The following is a 20515-nucleotide window of genomic DNA, read 5'->3' on the forward strand; positions in this document are numbered from 1 at the left end:
CGTTCACAGCATGGATCGCCCCTGTCCTTCACCCTTGCGAACACTCCACCGATCGGTCGTCATCCCTCCACCCGGATCCCGAGCTGCGCCGCCAGCACCGGTGCCAGATCGAGGAGTTGTCCCGCACTGATCACCGCACCGGACAGCCGGTCCACACCCCGGGCGATCTCCAGCTCCGCCGCCCCGCGAAGATCGACATCCGTCAGCGTCGCCCCGGTGAGGTCCGCCCCCTTCAGCGCGCAGTCCACGAACTCCACCCGCTCGAGCCGGGCGCCCCCGAAGTCCGGCTCGACCAGGACGCAGCTCTCGAAGACGACGTCTCTGAGCCGGGCCTTGCGCATGTTCAGGTAGTCGATCTTGCCGCCCCTGATCACCACCCGCTCCAGCACGGCCCCGTGCACCTGCACCCCGCCCAGCCGGGCGTCGACCAGCTCCACATCGCGCAGGGTCGCCTCCGCGAGGTCGGTGCCGACACCTCTCGGCGCGGTGAACACAGAGTCGAGGATCCGGGCGTGCCGCAGCCGCGTCTCGTCCAGGACGCAGCCCTTCAGCGCGCAGTCCATGAAGCGGGCGCCCCCGCCGTCATGCCCGGTGAGGTCCTCCTCGCGGAACTCCAGGCTGTCGTAGTCCCCGTCCGGCTCCAACTCGCCGTCCCGGAACGGCTCCAGTGGCGGCAGCCGCAGCTCCGGCCGCTTCGCCCCCTTCACCGCGCCCCGGCCCGGCCCACCGCTTCCACCCGTCGCTCTCCTCGCCATGCCCCCATGCTGCACCCCGCCACTGACAATCCCCCCGACCTGCGGAAACACCGCGCATGTCACATTCCGGTGCCCCCGTGCCGTCGTACTCACAGAAGAACGTCGCACGCACAGAAGAACTCCACAGAAGAACCTCACAGCAGAACGTCGCAGAAGAACGTCACAGCAGAACGCAGGACAGGCGAACCGAGCGAGAGGGAGACCCCCAGCCATGCACCGCATCACCGTCATCGGCGGCGGCTTCGCCGGACTCACCGCGGCCATCACCGCCGCCGAGGCGGGCGCCAAGGTCACCGTGTACGAGGCCCACCACACCCTGGGCGGGCGGGCACGGACCGCCGAGGGGCCGTACCGCACCAACGAGGGGCCGCACGCCCTCTACAGCGGCGGCCCGCACTGGGCCTGGCTCAAGCAGCGCGACCTCATCGGGCCGCTCGCGCCGATCCCGCCCCTGGAGGCGGCCCGGCTCCGGCTGCGGCACCGGGGTGTCCTGCGCCGCACCCCGCCCTTCGCCATGCTCAAGCTGCTACGGCCCGCCCTCCCCCAGGCACCCGTCGACGTCGACTTCATGACGTGGGCGACCGGTATCGCGGGCGAGGAGGGCGCGCGGGCCGCCGCGCACTACTCCGCCGTCGCCCTGTTCCATCACGACCCCGGTGCCCTGTCCGCCGCGTTCGTGCAGGAGCGGCTGCGGCGGGCCACCAAGCTGCCGCCCGAGGCGCACTATCCCGTCGGCGGCTGGGCGGGCCTCATCGACCGGATGGCGGCCCGGGCCTGGAATCTCGGGGTCCGGATGGAGACCCTGTCCCGGGTCGACGAAGTGCCGACGGACATGCCCGTCGTCGTCGCCACCTCCCTCGACTCCGCCCGCCGCCTCCTCAGGGACGACTCGCTGACCTGGACGAGCGGCCGTACGGCACTGATCGATCTCGCCGTGCGCACCCGGCGCGGGGACGCCTTCATCGTCTCCGACCTCGATGAGACCGGGTGGCTGGAGCGGTTCACCGCGCAGGACCGGTCGCTGGCCCCGGCCGGTGAGCAGCTGATCCAGGGTCAGATCCCGCTCGCGCCGCACGAGTCCAAGGCCCACGGCGTCGCCCGCGCCGAGCAGCTTCTCGACCTCGGGTTCCCCGGCTGGCGCGAGCGCGTCACCTGGCGCAGCGCGGCCGTGGCGAACGGCCGTACCGGTGCCGTCGACCTGCCCGGCACCAGCTGGCGGGACCGCCCTGCCGTCGACCGCGGCGACGGCGTCTATCTGGCGGGCGATCAGGTCGCGGCCCCCGGCGTGCTGTCCGAGGTCTCCTTCAACAGCGCGCTGACGGCCGTGTCCCTGGCCCTCGGCCGGCACGCCCTTGACCTCAAGCAAGCTTGAGGTTGAAGAGTGGGCGACCTGAACAGCCCGAGCTCACCACACTGGGGGACCTCATGCACGCCATCCGTCTGCACACCTTCGGCCCGGCCGAGAACCTCACCTACGAGCAGGTCGACGACCCCGCGCCCGGCCCCGGCCAGGTCCGTATCGCCGTACGAGCGGCCGGTGTCCACCTCCTCGACACCGCCCTGCGCGAGGGCGCCCAGGGCCCGGCGCCCGAGCCGCCGAAGCTGCCCACGATCCCCGGCCGTGAGGTCGCCGGAGTCGTCGAGTCCCTCGGCGAGGGCGTCGCGGAACTCTGGCTCGGCAGGCGCGTCGTCGCCCACCTCGGATTCGCGCCGGGCGGTTACGCCGAGCTGGCCGTCACCGACGTCGACCGTGTCCACGAGATCCCGGCGAACCTCGACTTCGCCGAGGCCGTCGCCATGATCGGCACGGGCCGTACGACGATGGGGATCGTGCAGTTCGCCGAGCTGGGCCCGGACTCGGTGGCCGTGATCCCGGCGGCAGCGGGCGGCATCGGCACCCTGCTCGTGCAGTACGCGAAGAACGCCGGCGCCGTCGTCATCGGGCTCGCGGGCGGGCCGGAGAAGGCCGCCCGGGTGCGGGACAACGGCGCCGATCTCGCCGTCGACTACACCGACCCCGACTGGCCCGGCAAGGTCCGCGCCTTCCTGGGCGGGCGCGGCGCCACCGTCGTCTTCGACGGCGTCGGCGGAGACGTGGCCCGCGAGTCCGTCGCCCTGCTCGCGCCCGGCGGCACGCATGTCGTCTTCGGCTGGTCGGGCCAGGGCCTGCACGACGGTGAGCCCTACCTCGTCGACGGCGTCTCCGAACAGGTCCTCGGCCCCGTGATGATGCGCAAGGCCGGCGGCCCCAACCCCGTACAGACCCTCGAACTGCGTGCCCTCGCCGAGGCCGCCGCGGGCCGCCTCACCCCGGCCGTGCAGCGCTTCCCGCTCGCCGATGCCGCCGGCGCCCACCGTGCCCTGGAGACGCGCGCGACCACCGGAAAGGTGGTACTGGAGCCATGACCAGCCGCAAGTCCCGGTCCGGCCGGACGCCGGGCCACTCCCCGGATGCGATACGTCCCGAACCATGGTCTTCTGGCCAGGTGACCGTCACCCGAACGGGTGAATCAGCCCGAGACGCCGACCCCCGCCGCTGGTGGGGACTGGTGATCATCGCGCTCGCGCAGCTCATGGTCGTCCTGGACGCGACCATAGTGAACATCGCGCTCCCGTCCGCCCAGGCCGACCTCGGCATGACCGACGGCAACCGGCAATGGGTGATCACCGCCTACACCCTGGCGTTCGGCGGGCTGCTCCTGCTCGGCGGCCGGATCGCCGACCTGGTGGGCCGTAAGCGCACCTTCATCATCGGCCTCGTCGGCTTCGCCGCCGCCTCCGCGCTGGGCGGTGCCGCCACCACGTCCGGCATGCTCTTCGGCGCCCGCGCCCTCCAGGGCGTCTTCGCCGCCGTACTCGCCCCGTCGGCCCTGTCGCTGCTGACGACGACGTTCACCGACCCCAAGGAGCGCGGCAAGGCCTTCGGGATCTACGGCGCCCTGGCCGGCAGCGGCAGCGCGATCGGGTTCATCGTCGGCGGACTGCTCACCGAGTACCTGGACTGGCGCTGGTGCCTGTACGTCAATGTGCCCATCGCCGTGATCGCCGTCTTCGGCGCCCTCGCCCTGCTCCACGACAGCCCCGGCCACCCGGGCGCCCGCCTGGACGTGCCCGGTGTGCTGCTCGGCTGCGGCGGCCTCGTCGCCATCGTCTACGGCTTCGCCGAGGCGGAGCCGCGCGGCTGGACCGACCCGATGGTGCTCGCCCTCTTCGCGGGCGGCGTCGCCCTGCTCGCGACCTTCGTGTGGTGGCAGACGAGGGCCCCCGTGCCCCTGCTCCCGCTGCACATCATCAAGGAACGCAACCGCGCCGGCTGCTTCCTCACCATGGCCCTGGCCGTGATCGGCATGTTCGGCCTCTTCCTGTTCATGACCTACTACCTCCAGGTCATCCTCGACTACTCGCCGGTGATGACGGGCCTCGCCTTCCTCCCCCTCACCGCGGCGATCATCATCGGCTCGACCCAGATCGCCGCCCGCCTCCTGGACCATGTGCCGCCCCGCGTGCTCATGGGCCCGGGCGCCCTGCTGGCGACGATCGGCATGGTGCTGCTGACCCGGCTGACGGTGCACTCCTCGTACGCGGCCGACATCCTGCCCGCCCTGGTCCTCATGGGCCTCGGCATGGGCCTGATCTTCATGCCGGTGTTCGCGACGGCGACGGCGGGCGTCGCCCCGCAGGACTCGGGCGTGACGTCGGCGACGATCAACACCTCGCAGCAGGTCGGCGGCTCCATCGGTACGGCCCTGCTGAACACCATCGCCACCACCAGCAGCGCCGCCTTCGTCACCGCCCACCTCACGAACCCGGCCCAGCGCGACCTGATCGTCAGGGAGGGCGTCGTGCACGGCTACACCGTCGCCATCTGGTGGGCCGCCGCCATCATGCTGCTGGCCGGCCTGGTCGCGACCCTGATGGTCACGGCGAAGGCCCCGAAGCACGGGGCACCACAGCAGACCCCGGCACCGGAGCCGGTGGCCTGACCGGCCGCCATGAACGGGAGGGGGGCTCCCCCGGACCGCGGAGCCCCTCCCCCATCCCGTGCGACGTCAGTGCCGCCCTGAGATCCGGTCCGCCACCCGCGCCGCCCGCGACGACTCGGCCCTCGGCGTGCTGAACTCCCGCCGATCGGCCGCCCGGTACGCGGCGTACAGCCCCTGCACCCCCAGCCAGCGCAGCGGCTCCGGCTCCCACTTGCGCACCTTGTGCCCGACCCACGGCAGCTCGGTCAGCTCGGTGCGCATCCCCTGCCCCGAGTCGATCTGCACCAGGTCCCGCAGCGTCCGTGCCGCGAGGTTGGCGGTGGCGACACCGGAGCCGACATAGCCGCCCGCCCAGCCGAGCCCGCTCGACCGGTCCAGGGTGACGGTCGCGCACCAGTCACGCGGCACGCCCAGCACCCCCGACCAGGCATGCTCGATCCGCACCCCGGCGAGGGAGGGAAAGAACCCGACAAGGACCTCCCGCAGTGCTGCCACGGTCTCCGGCTGCGTCCGCCCGTCGTTGTCCGTCCGCGAGCCGAAGCGGTACGGCACCCCGCGCCCGCCCAGCGCGATCCGCCCGTCCGCCGTGCGCTGCGCGTACATATAGGCGTGCGCCATGTCACCGAGCGCCTCGCACCCGTCCCATCCGACCGACGCCCACTGCTCCTCGCTCAACGGCTCGGTGGCGATCATCGACGAGTTCATCGGCAGCCAGGTCCGGTGCTGGCCCTTGAGGTTCGCCGTGAACCCCTCGGTGCAGCGCAGGACATAGGGCGCGCGGACGGTGCCGTACGGCGTGACGGCGTGCTTGGGCCGGATCTCGGTGACCGGCGTCAGCTCGTGGACGGTCACCCCGAGCGCCTCCACGGCCGCCGAGAGCCCCTTGACCAGCTTCACCGGATGCACCCGCGCCCCGTGCGGCGTCCACGACGAGCCCACGGCGTCGGCCACTCGGATCCGCTCGGCCGTCTGCCGGGCGTCGTACAGCTCACGGTCCTTCTCGCCGTACGTCAGCTCCCGCGCGTGGAACTCCTTCAGCCGCGCCAACTGGGCGGGCGTACGGGCGACTTCGAGCACCCCGCCCTTGCGGACACCGGCGTCGAACCCCTCGGCCTCCACGACCCGGATGACCTCGTCCACGGTGTCGTTCATGGCCCGCTGAAGCCGGACGGCCGCGTCATGGCCGTGCAGCTTGGCGTACCGGTCGCGCCCCGCGATGCCGTTGTACAGCCAGCCGCCATTGCGCCCCGAGGCGCCGTACCCGCAGAACTTCTGCTCAAGGACGGTGATCCGGAGGAACGGAACCGCCTGCTTCAGGTAATAGGCGGTCCACAGCCCCGTATACCCCCCGCCCACGATCACCACGTCCGCGGACGCGTCCCCCGCGAGCGGCCCACGCACCCCCGGAAGGCCGTCGTCCGCGTACCAGAAGGAGATGCCGCCGTTGACGGTGTCTCTGCCCGAGCTACTCATGGCGAGGACGTTAATTGGCATGAGCCGATTCCGGCACCCCGCTAGGGTCCCCAGGATGATCGACATCCCGGACGAGCTCATCGCCCAGCACGTGCGGTACGACGGAGAGGCGGGCCGGGCCTACGTCGCCTCGCTCGCGGAACGCGCCGAACGCTTCCTGGAGCAGTGGGGGCTGCGCCCGGACGGACGGACCATGTACGGCCGCTGCGCGCTGGTCCTGCCGGTGCGGGACGCGGAGGGAACTCCGGCCGTGCTCAAGCTCCAGGACGTCGACGAGGAGACCGCGGGCGAGCCGGTCGCGCTACGGGCATGGCAGGGCGACGGAGCGGTCCGCCTCCTGGACTGCGACGACACGACAGGCACCCTCCTCCTGGAGCGCCTCGCCCAGGACCGCGTCCTGGACGACCTGCCGGACTCCCGCGAGGCCACCCTGGTCGTCGCCCAACTCCTGTCCCACCTCACCACCACCCCGGCCCCACCCGGCCTCCGCCGCCTGGGCGACCTCGCAGAGACGATGCTGGCCAGGACACCCACGGCCCTGAAACACCTCAACAACCCCGACGCCCGCCGCCTCCTCACCGACTGCGCGGCAGCCGTACGCGAGGTCGCCACCACCCCCGGCGACCGTCTCCTCCACTGGGACCTCCACTTCGAGAACGTCCTCGCCTCCGACCGCGCCCCCTGGCTCGCCATCGACCCCAAACCCCTCGCGGGCGACCCCGGGTTCGACCTCTTCCCGGCCCTGTGGAACCGCTTCGAACCGGACGAGGTGGAGTGGCGCTTCGACGCCATGACAGACGTCCTGTCCCTCGACCGCCACAACGCCCGCGCCTGGACCCTGGCCCGCGTCCTCCAGAACTCCCTGTGGCAGATCGAGGAGAACCGCGCCCCGCTCGCAGCCCACCTGGAAATCGCGAGGCGCCTGAGGAAAGGGCCCGGCTAGCCTCGGCCCCATGATCCGACCCGCGACCCCCGCCGACGTCCCCGCCATCCACACCCTCATCCGTGAGCTCGCCGAGTACGAGAAGGCGCTGGAGGAGGCCAAGGCCACCGAGGAGCAGCTGCACGCGGCCCTCTTCGGCGACCACCCCGCCGCCCACGCCCACATCGCGGCCGACGACACGACCGGCGAGACCGTCGGCTACGCGATCTGGTTCCTGAACTTCTCCACCTGGCGCGGCGTCCACGGCATCTACCTGGAGGACCTCTACGTCCGCCCCACCGCCCGCGGTGCCGGCCACGGCAAGGCCCTCCTGGCCGAACTGGCCCGCCTCTGCGTGGAGCGCGGCTATCAGCGCCTGGAGTGGTCCGTGCTGAACTGGAACACCCCGTCCATCGCCTTCTACGAGTCCCTCGGCGCCCGCCCCCAGGACGAGTGGACGGTGTACCGCCTGACGGACGAGGCCCTGACGAAGCTGGGCGGCGGCCAGCACTCCCCGGCATGAATGTCCGCAACCCGCAACAGTGTGCACACCCCCCGCATGAGCCTCCACCGAATGGGCACGGCTTGCTGGCATGAGCCCCACGAATATGCGTGACCCGTTCAACTCCCCCACATCCGAGGTCGAGTTCGTCCCCGGTCTCGAACTCTCCCGCCGCTTCTACACCGACGCCGTACGCCCATTGCTGGAGGAGGCCGCCCCGGGCGTCCCCCACTCGGCGGCCCGCATCGGCAGCGGGTCGGAGGTCCTCGGCTACGACACCCCCCGCTCCGCCGACCATGAGTGGGGCCCGCGTCTGCAGGTCTTCCTGCACCGCCACGACGTGCCCCGGCACGCAGCCCGCATCAGACACCTCCTCTCCGAGCACCTGCCGAAGACGTTCCTCGGCCACCCGACGAACTTCGCCCGCACCGACGAGGACGGCGACCGGGACATCCGCGTCATGCGGGCCACCGACGGCCCCGTCCACCACCGCGTCGAAGTGACCGCCACCGCCATCTGGTTCACCGACACCCTCGGCTTCGACCCGGCGCAGGACATCACCCCGGCCGACTGGCTGGCCACGCCCACCCAGCTGCTCGCCGAGGCCACCGGGGGCGCCGTATTCCACGACGGGCTGCACACCCTGACCCCGTTACGCCGCGCGCTGCGCTGGTACCCCCATGACGTCTGGCTGTACGTCCTGGCCTGCCAGTGGCAGCGCATCGCGCAGGAGGAGGCCTTCGTGGGCCGCGCCGGCGAGGTCGGCGACGAACTGGGCTCCGCGGTCGTCGCCGCCCGCCTGGCCCGCGACCTGATGCGGCTCTGCCTGCTGATGGACCGTCGCTACCCGCCGTACGGCAAATGGCTCGGCAGCGCCTTCGCCCGCACCGCCTCCGCCCCACGGCTGACCCCCGTCCTCACGGCCGCACTCGCCGCCCCGGACTGGCGCACCCGCGAACGCCATCTCGCGCACGCCTACGAGATAGTCGCTCACCAGCACAACGACCTGCTGCTGACCGACCGCGTCGCCCCCACCACCCGCCCGTACCACTCCCGCCCCTTCCGGGTCCTGCACGCCGACCGCTTCACCACCGCCCTCCTGGCCCGCATCGGCGACGGGTCCCTGAAGGACCTGCCGCCCATCGGCACGGTGGACCAGTTCATCGACAGCGCGGACGCCCTGACCCACCCCCGACTGGCCCGCACCCTCAGCCACGACGCACGCAAGCCCTAAGGCGTACGCAGCCCCTGGACGGCCCGCGCGACAGTCGTCCCGGCCGACGCGACCGCCTCCAGCTCCCGCACCACGGCGCTGCCGAGCAGCTCGGCGTCCCCCGGGCGCAGATGGCTGACGACGGTGAGGGTGTAGGTGTCGGCGCTGTGCACGAGGCAGAGGTTGGCGGTGCCCGGCGGGGAGAGCTGCGGGAGGGGGACGACCCGTGACAGGGACCGGCCGTGCAAGTGGCTGGGGTTGTCCCGCCACTTGAAGGCGGTGCACAGACTGGTCGTCAGCTCGGGACGCGCGAGCCGCCTGGCCATCACCCCGGCCAGCCACGGCACGCTGCGCGCGGCGGCCTGGAGCGTGGGAAGGATCGCGCGGTGCGCCTCGCAGCGGTCGTCGAAGGCGGCGACCTGCTCCTGGCAGGCCCGCAGCCGGGCCACCGGCGAGTCCAGGTCAACGGGCAGCGGCACCCGCAGCGCGGTGACGCCGTTGCCGAGCTGCCGCGCGGTGTGCCGGGTCCGTAGATCGACCGGCACCGTGGCGTAGAAGGGGCCCGGCCCCTTCGCCCACGCCCGCAGGGCACCGGCGTACGAACTCAGCAGCAGCTCATTCAGCGTCGCCCCACGCCCGTCGGCCGGCTGCCGCCGGGCGGCGCGCATCACCCGCGGGTCGATCCCGAGCACCGCCACCGAAGGCCGGGCGTCGCCACGGGACGACGCGGGGACGGGCCGGCCCATGGCCCCGATCCGCCGCAACTCCCGTCCCACACCCGGCAGCCGAGAGGGCCGGTGCCGCGCCACCGCGGTGACCAGTGAGGGGCGCGGCGGCACGGCGCCGTCCATCAGCGTCCGGAAGAGGGTCTCCAGGGACCTGCCGTCCAGCAGCGCGTGATGGGCGAGCAGCACCACGGCGTGTTCCCCGGCCGGGGTGGGGCGCCGGGTCACCAGCAGCCGCCACAGCGGCCGCCCGGCCGGCAGCACCTGGGTGACACCGTCGGCCAGCAGGGCGTTGACGTCCTGGTCGGTGGCGACGATGTGCGCGGCGGGGTCGAACGGCCGGGCGGCCGACCATCGATGGCCGGACAGCGCCGAAGGACCGGCGGGGGGCACCGGCACCAGGCTCATCCGGTCGAGACCGCCCCATCGCTCATGCACCCGGGCCCGCACCCACGCCAGATCGAACGGTTCTCCGGGGAACACCGCGGCGATACCGATCGTCCCCGGCAGCCCGTTGCGGAGATGCCCTTCCTCGATGGCCGTCAGCCTCATCTGTCCCCAGCCTTCCGTTCCCAGGTCCCCCCTGTGCCGCGCCTTCGCCGCTCAGAGATGCGGCGAGTCGAAGACGACGCAGGCGTTGTGACCGCCGAAGGCGAAGCTGTTGCTGATCACCGGCCCGTCGGGGATCTTGCGCGGCTCGCCGGTGACCACGTCCAGTTCGCACCGGGGATCCAGCCGCGTCAGATGCGCGACCGGCGGCGCGAGCCCCTCACGCACCGACAGCACGGTGATCACGGCCTCCAGTGCCCCCGCGAGCCCCAGCCCATGCCCGGTCACCGCCTTGGGGGCGGTCACCGGGACCCGGCGCGGGCCGAACAGATCGCTGATGGCGCGCGCTTCGGCGAGGTCGTTCAGCTCGGTGCCGGTGCCGTGCGCGTTGATGTGGGTGACGGCGTCGGCCGTGGTCCCCGCGTCGGCGAGCGCCAGCTCCATGCAGGCCCGGGCCCCCGCCCCGTCGGGATGCGGCGCGGTGAGGTGATGGGCGTCGGAGGTACGCCCGTACCCGGTGAGCGTGGCGTGGATGCGGGCGCCCCGCGCGCGGGCGAGGTCGAGCCGTTCGAGGACCAGGAAGGCGGCCCCTTCGGCGAGGACGAAGCCCCGCCGCTTCACGTCGAACGGCCGTGACGCGGCGGCCGGATCCTCGCACTCGGTGACCATCGCCCCGGCCCGTCCGAAGGCCAGCGCGGTCGTGGGCGTGAGCGGGCTGTCGTGCCCGCCGGCCACCACGACGTCCGCACTGCCCGCCCGGATCAGCTGCATCGCCTCCCCCACCGCATGCGTCCCGGAGGCACAGGCGGTGGAGACCGTCAGACTGGGCCCGGTGATCCCGTGCCGGGCGCTGATCCAGTACGCCCCGGCGTTGTGCATCAGCCGAGGTGCGTAGAGCACATCGGGATGCCCGATGCCGTTCTCCTGCCCGATCACCCCGCCGTACCCGGTCCCGGTGACCACCGCCCGCCGCCCTGGAGCGACCCGCAGCCCCCCGGCGTCCTCCACCGCGTCCGCGGCCGCGCACACGGCCAACTGCACCGAACGGTCCGCCCGCCGCACCTCCTTGGCCGTCAGATACCCGGAGGGATCGAAGCCGGCGACCGGACACGCGGGGTACACGACGGTGCCCTCGTCGTCGAAGGCGTGCAGCGAGATCGCCGAACGACGTTCCACCAGGCTCTCCCACAGCTCCGCCGGTGTCGCCCCGGCCCCGCTGCGGACGCCGAGCCCCGTGACGGCGACGGCGTGCCGGCCGGTCATCGGACGAGGGGGCTGTGGGCGTCGGGGGAACCGGTGCGCAGCCGCACGATGAGGCCGACGACATCACCCACGGTCGACACCAGGCTCTTGTCCGTCCCGCGCAGCGACACTCCGAACAATTCCTCGGACGCCGCCTCCAGTTCGGTGATGTCCAGACTGTCGGCGCCCAGATCGGCGACCAGCCGGGCCTCGGGCACGACCGCCTCCTGCGGCACCGACATCACCCGCGCGCACAGCGGGCGCAGCGCTTCCCATACGTCACCTGTGTCCCGGCGCTCGGCTTCCATGCAACTGCCTCCCTCTCCTGGTGCCGTCAGAGCACTGACGGCGTCGCCGTCCGAGCCCATGTCTCGAACTCCGTGACGACCGCGCCGGCGAGCCGACCCGCGTCGTCCGGGCCCGCGTTGCCCACCGCGGTGAGCGTGAACGCCTCCCCTGCCTGTGCCAGGGCGAAGCTGACGGTGCCCGGGTACTGCAGCGGCGGCAGCCCGACCGCGCGCACGAGCCGACGGCCCTGGAAGGTGCTCGATCCGCCGGGCCACTTGATGGCCGTGGTCGCGGTCGCCGCGAAACAGGAGTGCCGGCCGCGCCTGGTCAGCAGCCGGGTCACCCAGGGCCCGGTCCGCCGGGCCGCCTCCGCCGCGGGGAACAGCACGGTGGCGTGTACGGCGGCCCGCTCGGGCACCCCGGCCAGCGCGGCCTGACACGCCCGCAGCCGCGCCACGGGGCCGTCCACGTCGACGGGCAACGGCACCCGGACGACCGTGAGCGTGTTCCCGAGTTCGCCCGGGTTCCCCCGGCCGCGCAGATCGCACGGCACGGCCGTGTACACGGGCACCGCGGGCTGCCGCCACTCCCGCGCCGGGCCGTGGTGGGCCCGCACAGCCCCGGCCACCGCTGCCACCAGCAGCTCGTTCAGCGTCGCACCGCGCCCGTCGGCGGGCTGCCGGCGCGCGGATCGCACGGTGTCCGCGGGCAGTTCACGCACCACGACCGAGGTGTACGTCCGTCCCGGCACCGGCAGGGGCTGCCCCGGAGCCGTCATCGCCCTGAGCTCCCGCCCCGCCGCCCGCAGCCCGCTCCGCGGCACCGGCACCGCACGGCCCGCCCCGCTCGCCGGCCCGGGGTCGTCCATCAGCGCCCGCATCAGCGTCGCCAGCGACCGCCCGTCCAGCAGCGCGTGCTGGGCCACCAGAGCCAGCGCGAAGTCACCGCCGTGCGCCGCGTCCGGGACGACGTACAGCCGCCAGGGCGGCACCCCGTCGGCCAGCGGCCGGTCCGCACTCCCGGCCCACAGCTCGTCCAACTTCTCAGCCGCCACGACCACATGCGCCACCGGGTCGAACGGTCCCGGTACGACCCATCGCGCGCACCCGCGCCGCCCGTCCGCCCGGTCGAGCACACAGCTCATCCGCTCCAGGTCCGCCCACCGCTCGACGACCCGCGACCGCACCTGATCCACATCGGGCCGCTCGCCGGAGAGGACCACCGCCAGGCCGATGACTCCCGGACACCCGTTGAGCAGCAGCATTTCATCGGCACAGGTCAGTCGCACCGGTCCCTCCGGATCTCCAGGGCCAGCAGTTCAACGCCCGCCCCGTGACGGAGCGGGCGTTGAACCGGACGCTTCGTGCGCTTACTTGACCGCGCTGTTGCAGCCCATGTCCGAGCCGAGGTGGCTGGGCTGCGCACCCGGCGAGCCCTCACCGTTGAGCGCGTTGGCCAGGACGCTGTTCAGGGCGCCGACATTGCCGAGGATGTCGATGTTCATGTCGTGCGAACGGCACTCGATGCCCTGCGTGATGTCGAAGTCGTGGGCCATCGCCTCACCGTGGGCGGAGGCCGTGCCCACGCCGAGGGTGCCGACACTGCCGAGGACGGCACCCACGAAGGCGGCCTTGTGAAGCTTGCGCATTTCTTCTCCGTTGGTCGAGCGGTTGTGCTGTGCGGGGGATGGGGTTGAGTCGGTGGGCCGTTGTTACGGCCGTCAGCCGAGGCGGGGCAGACCAAGCTGGCCCACGGGCGGCGCCGCGACCTGTCCGAGGCCGAGCCCGGGCACCTGCGGGGCGCTGGCCGGCGAGACCAGCGGGTTGATCAGCGGGTTCACCTCGGGGTTGACCTGCGGGTTCACCTGGGGCGCGACCTTCGGCGCGGGCTCCGGGTTGAAGACCTGCGGCGCGGAGACCTGCGGAGCGACCTGCGGCATGACCTGCGGGGCCGTCTGCGGGGTCACCTGCGGGACGACCTGCGGAACCGACTGCTGCTGGGCCGGCCGCGGCCCGTTGTTGGCCTCGGCGAAACCGCCCGACGAGGCCGACGCGGAGGCGTATCCGGTCTCCTCACGCGGGGCGGGCGGCGGAGCCACGTACTGCGGCTGCGGCGCCGGCTGGGGCGCGGGCTGCGGGTGGTACTGCGGACGGGCCTGTGCCTGGGCATAACCGCCCGAGCGCGCCGACGCCATGGCCGGAGGAGTGCTGTGCTGCGGCGGCGCGTACTGGGGAGCGGGAGCGTACTGCGGCGGCGGCGCGTACTGGGGAGCGGGAGCGTACTGCGGCGGCGGCGCGTACTGCGGTGCCGGACCGTACTGCGGCGCCGGGCCGTACTGGGGAGCGGGAGCGTACTGAGGTGCCGGGTACTCGGGAGCCGCGTATCCGACGGGATATTCGGCCGCCTCGCTGACGCCGGCGCCGATGGCGGTCAGACCGCCGGCCGCTGCGACGACGAGCGCGGCCTTGTGAAGCTTGCGCATGGAACCCTCGGCCCTTCATTACCTGTGCAGGGAAATCCGTTGTATTTCAGTGCAGTCTTGCGTGTGCTCAGTCTGATATTCGTACTGCGCCCTTACAGGGGTAATGCCTGAGCTGTCATGTGGACTTCACGCCGGAGCAGACAGCGGATCCCGTTGCCTCTCTCTGATTCCTGCCGCTGCCCTCTCTTTGCTGGCAACGACATTTCCCGGGCCAGGTCACGGGATCCGGAATTCCGTCACTCCATTGCCATCCATCCGATTTTCACACCCTCGGGCAATTGGGTGACCCCGCCCCAACTCACGTGACTGGCATCCCGGTTGCCTCGTTCCGCACAGGGAGAGTCCATCGCAGCCGCATTTCCGTACGTTCCATGCACAGGTCAATGAAGGGCCGAGGTTCCATGCGCAAGCTTCATCAGGTCGCGCTCGTCGTAGCAGCAGCCAGTGGTCTGTCCGCGATCGGCGTCGGTCCCAGCGTCGCCGACGCGCCCCTCAGCTACGGCGCCGTCCCGCCGCCCGCTCCGCAGCAGGATCTCCAGGCCGCCACGTGGAGCAACACCCAGGCGAGCGCGCAGTCCTCCAACTCGCCGCACGCGCAGCGCCGGCAGGAGGCACCTTCGCAGGGCGCCGAGGTCGCTCCGCAGGTCAATCCGCAGCTGAGCCCGAAGATCAGCCCGGAGGTCAACCCGCAGCCGGCCGTGGCGCCGTCCGGGCCGATCGAGCAGGCCAACCTCTTCCGCCCGTACCAGGAGTGCAGCCCGCAGTCCCTGCTCAACGCGGCCGTCCCGGTCGCCGTACTGGCCGCCGCCGAGACCGAGGGCGTCGACTGCGACCAGGCCAACAGCCAGGCGAACTCCCTGGCCAAGTCCCGCTACACGCACTGAGGCGTGCCCGCGGAACCCCACCTGGTCGTGCGCTGATCACACCGCGCGGCTGCGGCGACCACACGGTTCGGCCCCCAGTTCCCCGTCGACAGGCGGGTGACTGGGGGCCGTTCGCATGCGCTGCGACTTCCGGGTGCATCCGGCGCGAGATCACAAACCCCGGCGCGTCGTTCATACATGTCCGTATATTTCCTATTAATCTCCGGTAACTGTACGAAGTCGATCTCCCACAGATCGCACCCACCTCACTCCACCGGAGATGACATGCACAAGCTTCGCAAGGCCGCCGTCGTGGTCGCCGCCATCGGCACCGTCGCGTTCCTCGGCGCCGGCACCGCCACCGCCGACGGGGGCGGTCACGGCGGCAAGGGCGGCGACAAGTTCAGCGTCCTGCAGAGCTCCAACTGCAAGTCGCACGACCTGAACGTCGACGTCCTCGGCCAGGTCGGCGTCCTCAACGGCCTGCTGGGCAGCGCGCTCAACGGCGAGGGCGACCCGGGCGCGCAGGACACGCACCTGGGCTCGTCGATGGGCTGCAACAACAGCGCCTTCTAAGGCACTAACGGTCGCCTAGCCGACCGAAGCGGGATACAAGTCCCGGTACCGAGCCGCGAGCCCGGTACCGGGACTCCTTTTTGTGCGCGATTCGTGCGCAACAGCGGCGTATTTCATGCCCATCGGCCAAGGCGGTGAGACTTTTCGGAATTCGGCGTGCCGCTGATTGCGTCGGAATACTTCCTATTAGCCTCCGTAATTGTACGAAGTCGATCTCCCGGACGCACTCCCGGAGATCGCAAACCACTCCACTCCACCGGAGATGAACATGCACAAGCTCCGCACGGCCGCCGTCCTGGTCGCCGCCCTCGGCACGGTCGGCCTCCTGGGCTCGGGCGCTGCCCACGCCGACGGCGACTGGGGCAGCCAGAAGCGCACCAGCAGCAACAGCATCAGCGTCCTGCAGAGCACCAGCTGCAAGTCGCACGACGCCAACGTCGACATCCTCGGCCAGGTCGGCATCGCCAACGGCCTGGGCGGCAACCTGCTCAACGGCGAGGGCAACCCGGGCGCGCAGGACACGCACCTGGGCTCGAGCATGGGCTGCAACAACGCCGCGTTCGGCAAGTGACATAGCCGAACCGCCTCACAAAGAATGCCGGACCGGGAGTGATTCCCGGTCCGGCATTCTTTGTCCGCCCGCCCTCGTCGGTGCGTCAGAAATGGAACTTGGGGAGCTTGACGCCCTTGGGCAGCTCCGTCCGGTTGTTGCACTCGACGATCGGCCCGCTCTGCAAGGACCCGCCGCTCGCCATGCCCTCCTTGGGTCCGATGACACGCGGCCGCTCGATCGTGCTGCAGTCCTGCGCCTGCTGGACGACGTACCCGTTGCGCTTGTCCTTGTGGACGACCTCGCTCTTCTTGATGCAGACGATGTCTCCCTGGGCGGTGATCGTGCAGTTGCCCTTGGGGTCGTCGGCGTACGCCGGCGCCGCGCCGCTGTAGATCACGGCGAGGGCTCCCAGGAGCCCGGAGACGGTTGCGATCTTCTGTCGACCGATCATGTGCTGCGTTCCTTTTGCCTTGGAGAAGGTCGAAATGCCACAGCCCGGCCGCGCTCCCTGAGGGGTCTGCCGCGCGTCCGGGCTGTGTTTGCTAAGGGTGTTGTCCAGCACACCGATGAACAGTCCGACCTGATCCAGGAGCTGGGGCATTCAGATCGTGCGCCGTGCATACGGTGTTCCCGCGGATGTCGATGCGCCTGTGCCCTGAGATGCGCGCACCGACGCTCGGTGACTGCTTACTGAGCGGCGTACGTCGGAGCGCTGTACTCGCCGTAGCCGTACTCCGGCGCGGCAGCCTTGGGGGCGGCCTCCGGCGCGGCGACGGGGGCGGCCTGCGGGGCAGCCTGCGGAGCGGCCTCCGGCGCGGCGTACGGAGCACCGGCGTCCTTGCCGTACGGAGCACCCGACGTGGCCACGGCGTTGGCCGACGAGTTGGCGACGGCGGTGACAGCCTGACCGTCCCAGTCGTCCTCGTGGGCGAAGGCGCTGCCGGCCCCGATGCCGAAGGCGGACAGCCCCGCGACCGCGGCGGCTACGACTGCAACGCGCTGAAACCTGCGCATAGTTAGACCCTTTCTTCCGGGCGCGAAGCCCTTGCTTGACTACTTAATGTGAGCATATACAAGCGAACCGTAACAATTTGGGACATTCCTCCTTCCCTGTGTCGTGTCGGCCCATGACAAGGAGCCGGTGCGCACACCGATTTCCCTGATCGGAGAACGACGCCTCCCCGCGGTCGGGTCACGGGCCGCGACAGCCGCTCACCCGATTGCCGACAAGTCCCTGACGGGGCGCGCGAAAACGGCGGATGGCCGGACCGGGGGCTACCCGGTCCGGCCATCCGCCGTGCGGAGACGCTCAGCCCAACAGGCGTGAGATCAACGGGCTGGCGGCGTCGGGCTCGCTGTCGCCGCTGCTGGGCGCCGTCGTCGTCATGGGAGTCTCGTTGTCGGCGCAGGTGATGTGCGGGCCGATCCGGGTCTGTCCGTTGGACAGCAGACCGGGCGTGGGCAGGGTCAAGGGCTGCGAGGGCTGGCAGTTCACCGTCCGACGCAGGACGAAGCCGTCGCCCTCGGGCGTCTGACCCTGGAGCTGCTGGGTGCAGATGATGTTGCCCTGGGCGTCGAGTGTGCAGGCACCCGGGGTCGCCGCATGGGCCTGGGTGGCGCCGAGACAGGTCATGGCAAGGCCACCGAGAAGCCCCGAGACAGCCATGAACTTCTTCCCGTTGAACATGTGTTGCGTCTCCTCTGTGGGGGTGTTCGCTTACGAACTGAAGGACAGGCCTGGCGGGCGACCGCTCCGCGAGGGACCACCCGCTCATCACCGCACCGGAGTTCAGCCACGCATGGACGAGCCCCTTCGGGAACGACCCCGAAGGGGCCCGCGGAAGGCGTCGCGCACGACTGTGCCGCCGACCTCAGCCGGTGAAGGCGTTGTTGAACTGACCGCAGGTGGTGTCGAACGTCTCGGAGAGGCCGAGCACGGCGACCGGGACGTCGGTCGCGGCAACCGTCTGCGGGCTGCACTCCTGGTACGGCCGGTAGAGGTCGGACACGGACGGCGTGACGTCATAGGCAACGCTCGTGCCGGCACCGACGGCGGTGAGCCCGCCCGCGGCCGCCGCGGCGATCATGACCTGGTGAAGCTTGCGCATGGAACCCTCGGATTTCATTACATGTACATTGAGGCTGATTGCCCACTGTGACTGAGTGAACACTAGCAGTAGCGATCCTATTCCACGCCGGTGCATGTCCCGTGTCCCAATGGGGACATGGGGGTGCGCGAGGGAATGGGAAAAACGTGCGGGGCGGTGTCATCGACAACCGCCCCGCCGCAGAAAAAAAAGAGCCCCCTGTCGGATTCGAACCGACGACCTGCTGTTTACAAGACAGCCGCTCTGGACCAACTGAGCTAAGGAGGCCTGCACGCGCGGTTTCGCACGCGCCCGTGCAGTGTACCCAGGTTCCGAGGGGGCCCTGTCGAAAATTTCCGCGAAGTTCACATGCCCCCAGGTACTGACAGAACAGGCGAACGCCGGGTACCGTCCAGAGCCAGTCCGCACATGTGGACTAAACCAACCACCTTCCTACAACGGATCGTCCGGCACGTTCCTGCCGGTAGAAGGGGGCCCTTCACCATGGCCACTGTCTCGTTCGACAAGGCGACCCGGATCTACCCGGGCACCGAGAAGCCCGCCGTCGATGGTCTGGAGATCGAGGTCGGGGACGGCGAGTTCCTCGTCCTCGTCGGTCCGTCCGGCTGCGGCAAGTCCACCTCGCTCCGCATGCTCGCGGGGCTCGAGGACGTGAACGCCGGCGCCATCCGCATCGGTGACCGCGACGTCACGCACCTGCCGCCGAAGGACCGGGACATCGCCATGGTGTTCCAGAACTACGCGCTGTATCCGCACATGACCGTCGCCGACAACATGGGCTTCGCGCTCAAGATCGCCGGCGTCAACAAGGCGGAGATCCGCAAGAAGGTCGAAGAGGCCGCGAAGATCCTCGACCTCACCGAGTACCTGGACCGCAAGCCGAAGGCCCTCTCCGGCGGTCAGCGCCAGCGTGTCGCCATGGGCCGCGCCATCGTGCGTGAGCCGCAGGTCTTCCTCATGGACGAGCCGCTGTCCAACCTGGACGCCAAGCTCCGTGTCTCGACCCGTACGCAGATCGCCTCGCTGCAGCGCCGCCTCGGCATCACGACCGTCTACGTCACCCACGACCAGGTCGAGGCCATGACGATGGGCGACCGCGTGGCGGTCCTCAAGGACGGTCTGCTCCAGCAGGTCGACACCCCGCGCAACATGTACGACCGCCCGGCCAACCTCTTCGTCGCCGGCTTCATCGGCTCCCCGGCCATGAACCTGGTCGAGGTCCCGATCGCCGACGGCGGTGTGAAGTTCGGCAACTCCGTGGTCCCGGTCGACCGTGAGGCGCTCTCCAGCGCCACCGACAAGACCGTCACCGTGGGTGTCCGCCCCGAACACTTCGACGTGGCCGGTTCCGACTCGGACCAGGGTCTCGCCGTCACCGTCAACGTCGTCGAGGAGCTCGGCGCCGACGCGTACGTCTACGGCACCGCCAAGGTCGGCGCGGACTCCAAGGACCTCGTCGTCCGCGTGAGCGGCCGTGACGTCCCGGAGAAGGGCAGCACGCTGCACATCGTCCCGCGTTCCGGCGAGACCCACGTGTTCTCCACCTCCACCGGCGAGCGCCTCTCCGACTGAGGCAACCCAGGCAGTACAACCCGGGGTAATTCACCCAGGTTGACGAAGAGGGCCCCGCAGACCGCTGCGGGGCCCTTCTCGTTGTCGACAAATACCCCGGCATACCGGTCATTTCGAGTGCTGTACGTCAACGTCGTACCCGAATCGAGGCCCCTCTTCATCCCCCGAACCGGTGACTAAATGTCGCCATATCCGCACTGAACGCTACCCTCACTCGCGTGAAGCACTCCACCACCCAACAGACACGACGCGGCCACCGGGGCCCTGCCCGCCAGCTCGGCCGCACCATCGCCTTTGTCCTGCCCGTCGTCCTGGTGCTCTCCGGGACCCTCGCGGTCACGCGGGTCAACTGGTCGGGGAGCCCCTCGGACTCGGTGCTCGCCGCGACCGACGTATCGAGTGCGGGCAACGTGAAGAACGCGGCCCCGCGCGCCCCGCAGGACGTGCTGCGCGACCGGCTGATGACCGAGTTGCAGGAGAAGGACCCGGGCACCGCCCTGACCCATCTCCAGCAGGCCGTCGACGACCGTCCGTCCCTGGCCCAGCACTGTGCGTCGATCGCCCGCGCGCTGGGGCGTGCGGCGGTTCGCGTGTACGGGCCGACCCGGGCCCAGTCCTACGCACGGCCCGTGTGCGACACGGCGTTCGCCTCGGGCGTCGCCGCAGCGCACGGTTAGCGGGAACGGCTGCTGCCGTGAGCGGGGCGCCG

23 protein-coding genes and 1 tRNA gene are annotated in these 20515 nt (G+C 70.9%); 11 read left to right on the forward strand and 13 right to left on the reverse strand.

Going from position 1 to position 20515, the window contains the following annotated elements; genetic code table 11:
* Nucleotides 1–59: 59 nt before the first annotated feature.
* Nucleotides 60–755, reverse strand: a complete 696-nt coding sequence (locus IE325_RS41095) for a pentapeptide repeat-containing protein (protein WP_190075298.1) — start codon at nt 753–755, stop codon at nt 60–62.
* A 211-nt stretch (nt 756–966) separates the two neighbouring features.
* Between IE325_RS41095 and IE325_RS41100 the strand changes: the two genes are divergently transcribed.
* From IE325_RS41100 to IE325_RS41110, 3 genes are all read left to right on the forward strand, one after another.
* Entirely contained in the window at nt 967–2127 is a 1161-nt protein-coding gene (locus IE325_RS41100) for an NAD(P)-binding protein (RefSeq protein WP_190075299.1), read from the forward strand.
* 53 nt (nt 2128–2180) lie between these two features.
* On the forward strand, nt 2181–3161 hold the full coding sequence (locus IE325_RS41105) for a zinc-binding dehydrogenase (RefSeq protein WP_190075300.1): 981 nt from the start codon (nt 2181–2183) through the stop codon (nt 3159–3161).
* A 143-nt stretch (nt 3162–3304) separates the two neighbouring features.
* Nucleotides 3305–4738 carry an MFS transporter gene (locus IE325_RS41110; RefSeq protein ID WP_373315335.1) on the forward strand — a complete coding sequence of 478 codons (1434 nt, stop codon included), beginning with the start codon at nt 3305–3307 and terminating at the stop codon, nt 4736–4738.
* 66 nt (nt 4739–4804) lie between these two features.
* Here the strand turns inward: IE325_RS41110 and IE325_RS41115 are convergent, their stop codons facing one another.
* A complete protein-coding gene (locus IE325_RS41115) occupies nt 4805–6211 on the reverse strand; it encodes an NAD(P)/FAD-dependent oxidoreductase (protein WP_190075302.1) in 1407 nt (468 codons plus the stop codon).
* A gap of 55 nt (nt 6212–6266) precedes the next feature.
* On the opposite strand from IE325_RS41115, the gene IE325_RS41120 reads away from it, so the two are divergent.
* From IE325_RS41120 to IE325_RS41130, 3 genes are all read left to right on the forward strand, one after another.
* Nucleotides 6267–7154, forward strand: a complete 888-nt coding sequence (locus IE325_RS41120; RefSeq protein ID WP_190075303.1) for an aminoglycoside phosphotransferase family protein — start codon at nt 6267–6269, stop codon at nt 7152–7154.
* Nucleotides 7155–7164: 10 nt separating this feature from the next.
* Nucleotides 7165–7656 carry a GNAT family N-acetyltransferase gene (locus IE325_RS41125; RefSeq protein WP_190075304.1) on the forward strand — a complete coding sequence of 164 codons (492 nt, stop codon included), beginning with the start codon at nt 7165–7167 and terminating at the stop codon, nt 7654–7656.
* Nucleotides 7657–7726: 70 nt separating this feature from the next.
* On the forward strand, nt 7727–8869 hold the full coding sequence (locus IE325_RS41130; RefSeq protein ID WP_229912423.1) for a DUF4037 domain-containing protein: 1143 nt from the start codon (nt 7727–7729) through the stop codon (nt 8867–8869).
* Here the strand turns inward: IE325_RS41130 and IE325_RS41135 are convergent.
* The 6 genes from IE325_RS41135 to IE325_RS41160 form a co-directional block, all read right to left on the reverse strand.
* The gene (locus tag IE325_RS41135) at nt 8866–10125 is read right to left on the reverse strand and encodes a condensation domain-containing protein (protein WP_190075305.1); all 1260 of its coding nucleotides are present in this window, start codon (nt 10123–10125) and stop codon (nt 8866–8868) included. The two genes, IE325_RS41130 and IE325_RS41135, sit on opposite strands and share 4 nt — an antisense overlap.
* A 51-nt stretch (nt 10126–10176) precedes the next feature.
* Nucleotides 10177–11385: a beta-ketoacyl-[acyl-carrier-protein] synthase family protein gene (locus IE325_RS41140; protein ID WP_190075306.1), complete on the reverse strand. Its 1209-nt coding sequence runs from the start codon at nt 11383–11385 to the stop codon at nt 10177–10179.
* Nucleotides 11382–11672, reverse strand: a complete 291-nt coding sequence (locus tag IE325_RS41145; protein ID WP_190075307.1) for an acyl carrier protein — start codon at nt 11670–11672, stop codon at nt 11382–11384. The genes IE325_RS41140 and IE325_RS41145 overlap by 4 nt, the downstream gene beginning before the upstream one ends.
* A gap of 26 nt (nt 11673–11698) precedes the next feature.
* Nucleotides 11699–12940, reverse strand: coding sequence for a wax ester/triacylglycerol synthase domain-containing protein (locus tag IE325_RS41150; RefSeq protein WP_229912425.1), 1242 nt, complete (start codon nt 12938–12940; stop codon nt 11699–11701).
* Nucleotides 12941–13021: 81 nt separating this feature from the next.
* Nucleotides 13022–13300 carry a hypothetical protein gene (locus IE325_RS41155; protein WP_190075308.1) on the reverse strand — a complete coding sequence of 93 codons (279 nt, stop codon included), beginning with the start codon at nt 13298–13300 and terminating at the stop codon, nt 13022–13024.
* Nucleotides 13301–13372: 72 nt separating this feature from the next.
* Nucleotides 13373–14134 (reverse strand): hypothetical protein, encoded by a 762-nt coding sequence (locus tag IE325_RS41160; protein WP_190075309.1) that lies wholly within the window; start codon nt 14132–14134, stop codon nt 13373–13375.
* 401 nt (nt 14135–14535) lie between these two features.
* On the opposite strand from IE325_RS41160, the gene IE325_RS41165 reads away from it, so the two are divergent.
* The 3 genes from IE325_RS41165 (at nt 14536) to IE325_RS41175 (ending at nt 16144) form a co-directional block, all read left to right on the forward strand.
* The gene (locus IE325_RS41165) at nt 14536–15018 is read left to right on the forward strand and encodes a hypothetical protein (RefSeq protein WP_190075310.1); all 483 of its coding nucleotides are present in this window, start codon (nt 14536–14538) and stop codon (nt 15016–15018) included.
* Nucleotides 15019–15282: 264 nt separating this feature from the next.
* A complete protein-coding gene (locus IE325_RS41170) occupies nt 15283–15573 on the forward strand; it encodes a hypothetical protein (protein WP_190075311.1) in 291 nt (96 codons plus the stop codon).
* 268 nt (nt 15574–15841) lie between these two features.
* On the forward strand, nt 15842–16144 hold the full coding sequence (locus tag IE325_RS41175; protein WP_190075312.1) for a hypothetical protein: 303 nt from the start codon (nt 15842–15844) through the stop codon (nt 16142–16144).
* Between the two features lie 85 nt (nt 16145–16229).
* Here the strand turns inward: IE325_RS41175 and IE325_RS41180 are convergent, their stop codons facing one another.
* The 5 genes from IE325_RS41180 to IE325_RS41200 all read right to left on the reverse strand — a co-directional run bounded on the left by IE325_RS41180 (nt 16230) and on the right by IE325_RS41200 (nt 18501).
* Entirely contained in the window at nt 16230–16577 is a 348-nt protein-coding gene (locus tag IE325_RS41180) for a hypothetical protein (protein ID WP_229912426.1), read from the reverse strand.
* A gap of 236 nt (nt 16578–16813) precedes the next feature.
* A complete protein-coding gene (locus tag IE325_RS41185; RefSeq protein WP_190075313.1) occupies nt 16814–17140 on the reverse strand; it encodes a hypothetical protein in 327 nt (108 codons plus the stop codon).
* A gap of 295 nt (nt 17141–17435) precedes the next feature.
* Nucleotides 17436–17813, reverse strand: a complete 378-nt coding sequence (locus IE325_RS41190; RefSeq protein ID WP_190075314.1) for a hypothetical protein — start codon at nt 17811–17813, stop codon at nt 17436–17438.
* A gap of 184 nt (nt 17814–17997) precedes the next feature.
* Nucleotides 17998–18234: a hypothetical protein gene (locus IE325_RS41195; protein WP_190075315.1), complete on the reverse strand. Its 237-nt coding sequence runs from the start codon at nt 18232–18234 to the stop codon at nt 17998–18000.
* A gap of 192 nt (nt 18235–18426) precedes the next feature.
* Nucleotides 18427–18501, reverse strand: a tRNA-Thr gene (locus IE325_RS41200).
* A 216-nt stretch (nt 18502–18717) separates the two neighbouring features.
* On the opposite strand from IE325_RS41200, the gene IE325_RS41205 reads away from it, so the two are divergent.
* Both IE325_RS41205 and IE325_RS41210 read left to right on the forward strand, forming a co-directional pair.
* Nucleotides 18718–19806, forward strand: coding sequence for an ABC transporter ATP-binding protein (locus tag IE325_RS41205; RefSeq protein ID WP_190075316.1), 1089 nt, complete (start codon nt 18718–18720; stop codon nt 19804–19806).
* A gap of 218 nt (nt 19807–20024) precedes the next feature.
* Nucleotides 20025–20483 carry a hypothetical protein gene (locus IE325_RS41210; protein ID WP_190075317.1) on the forward strand — a complete coding sequence of 153 codons (459 nt, stop codon included), beginning with the start codon at nt 20025–20027 and terminating at the stop codon, nt 20481–20483.
* Nucleotides 20484–20515: the final 32 nt, after the last annotated feature.

It is taken from the genome of Streptomyces lanatus, assembly GCF_014655715.1.
Classification (GTDB): Bacteria; Actinomycetota; Actinomycetes; order Streptomycetales; family Streptomycetaceae; genus Streptomyces; species Streptomyces lanatus.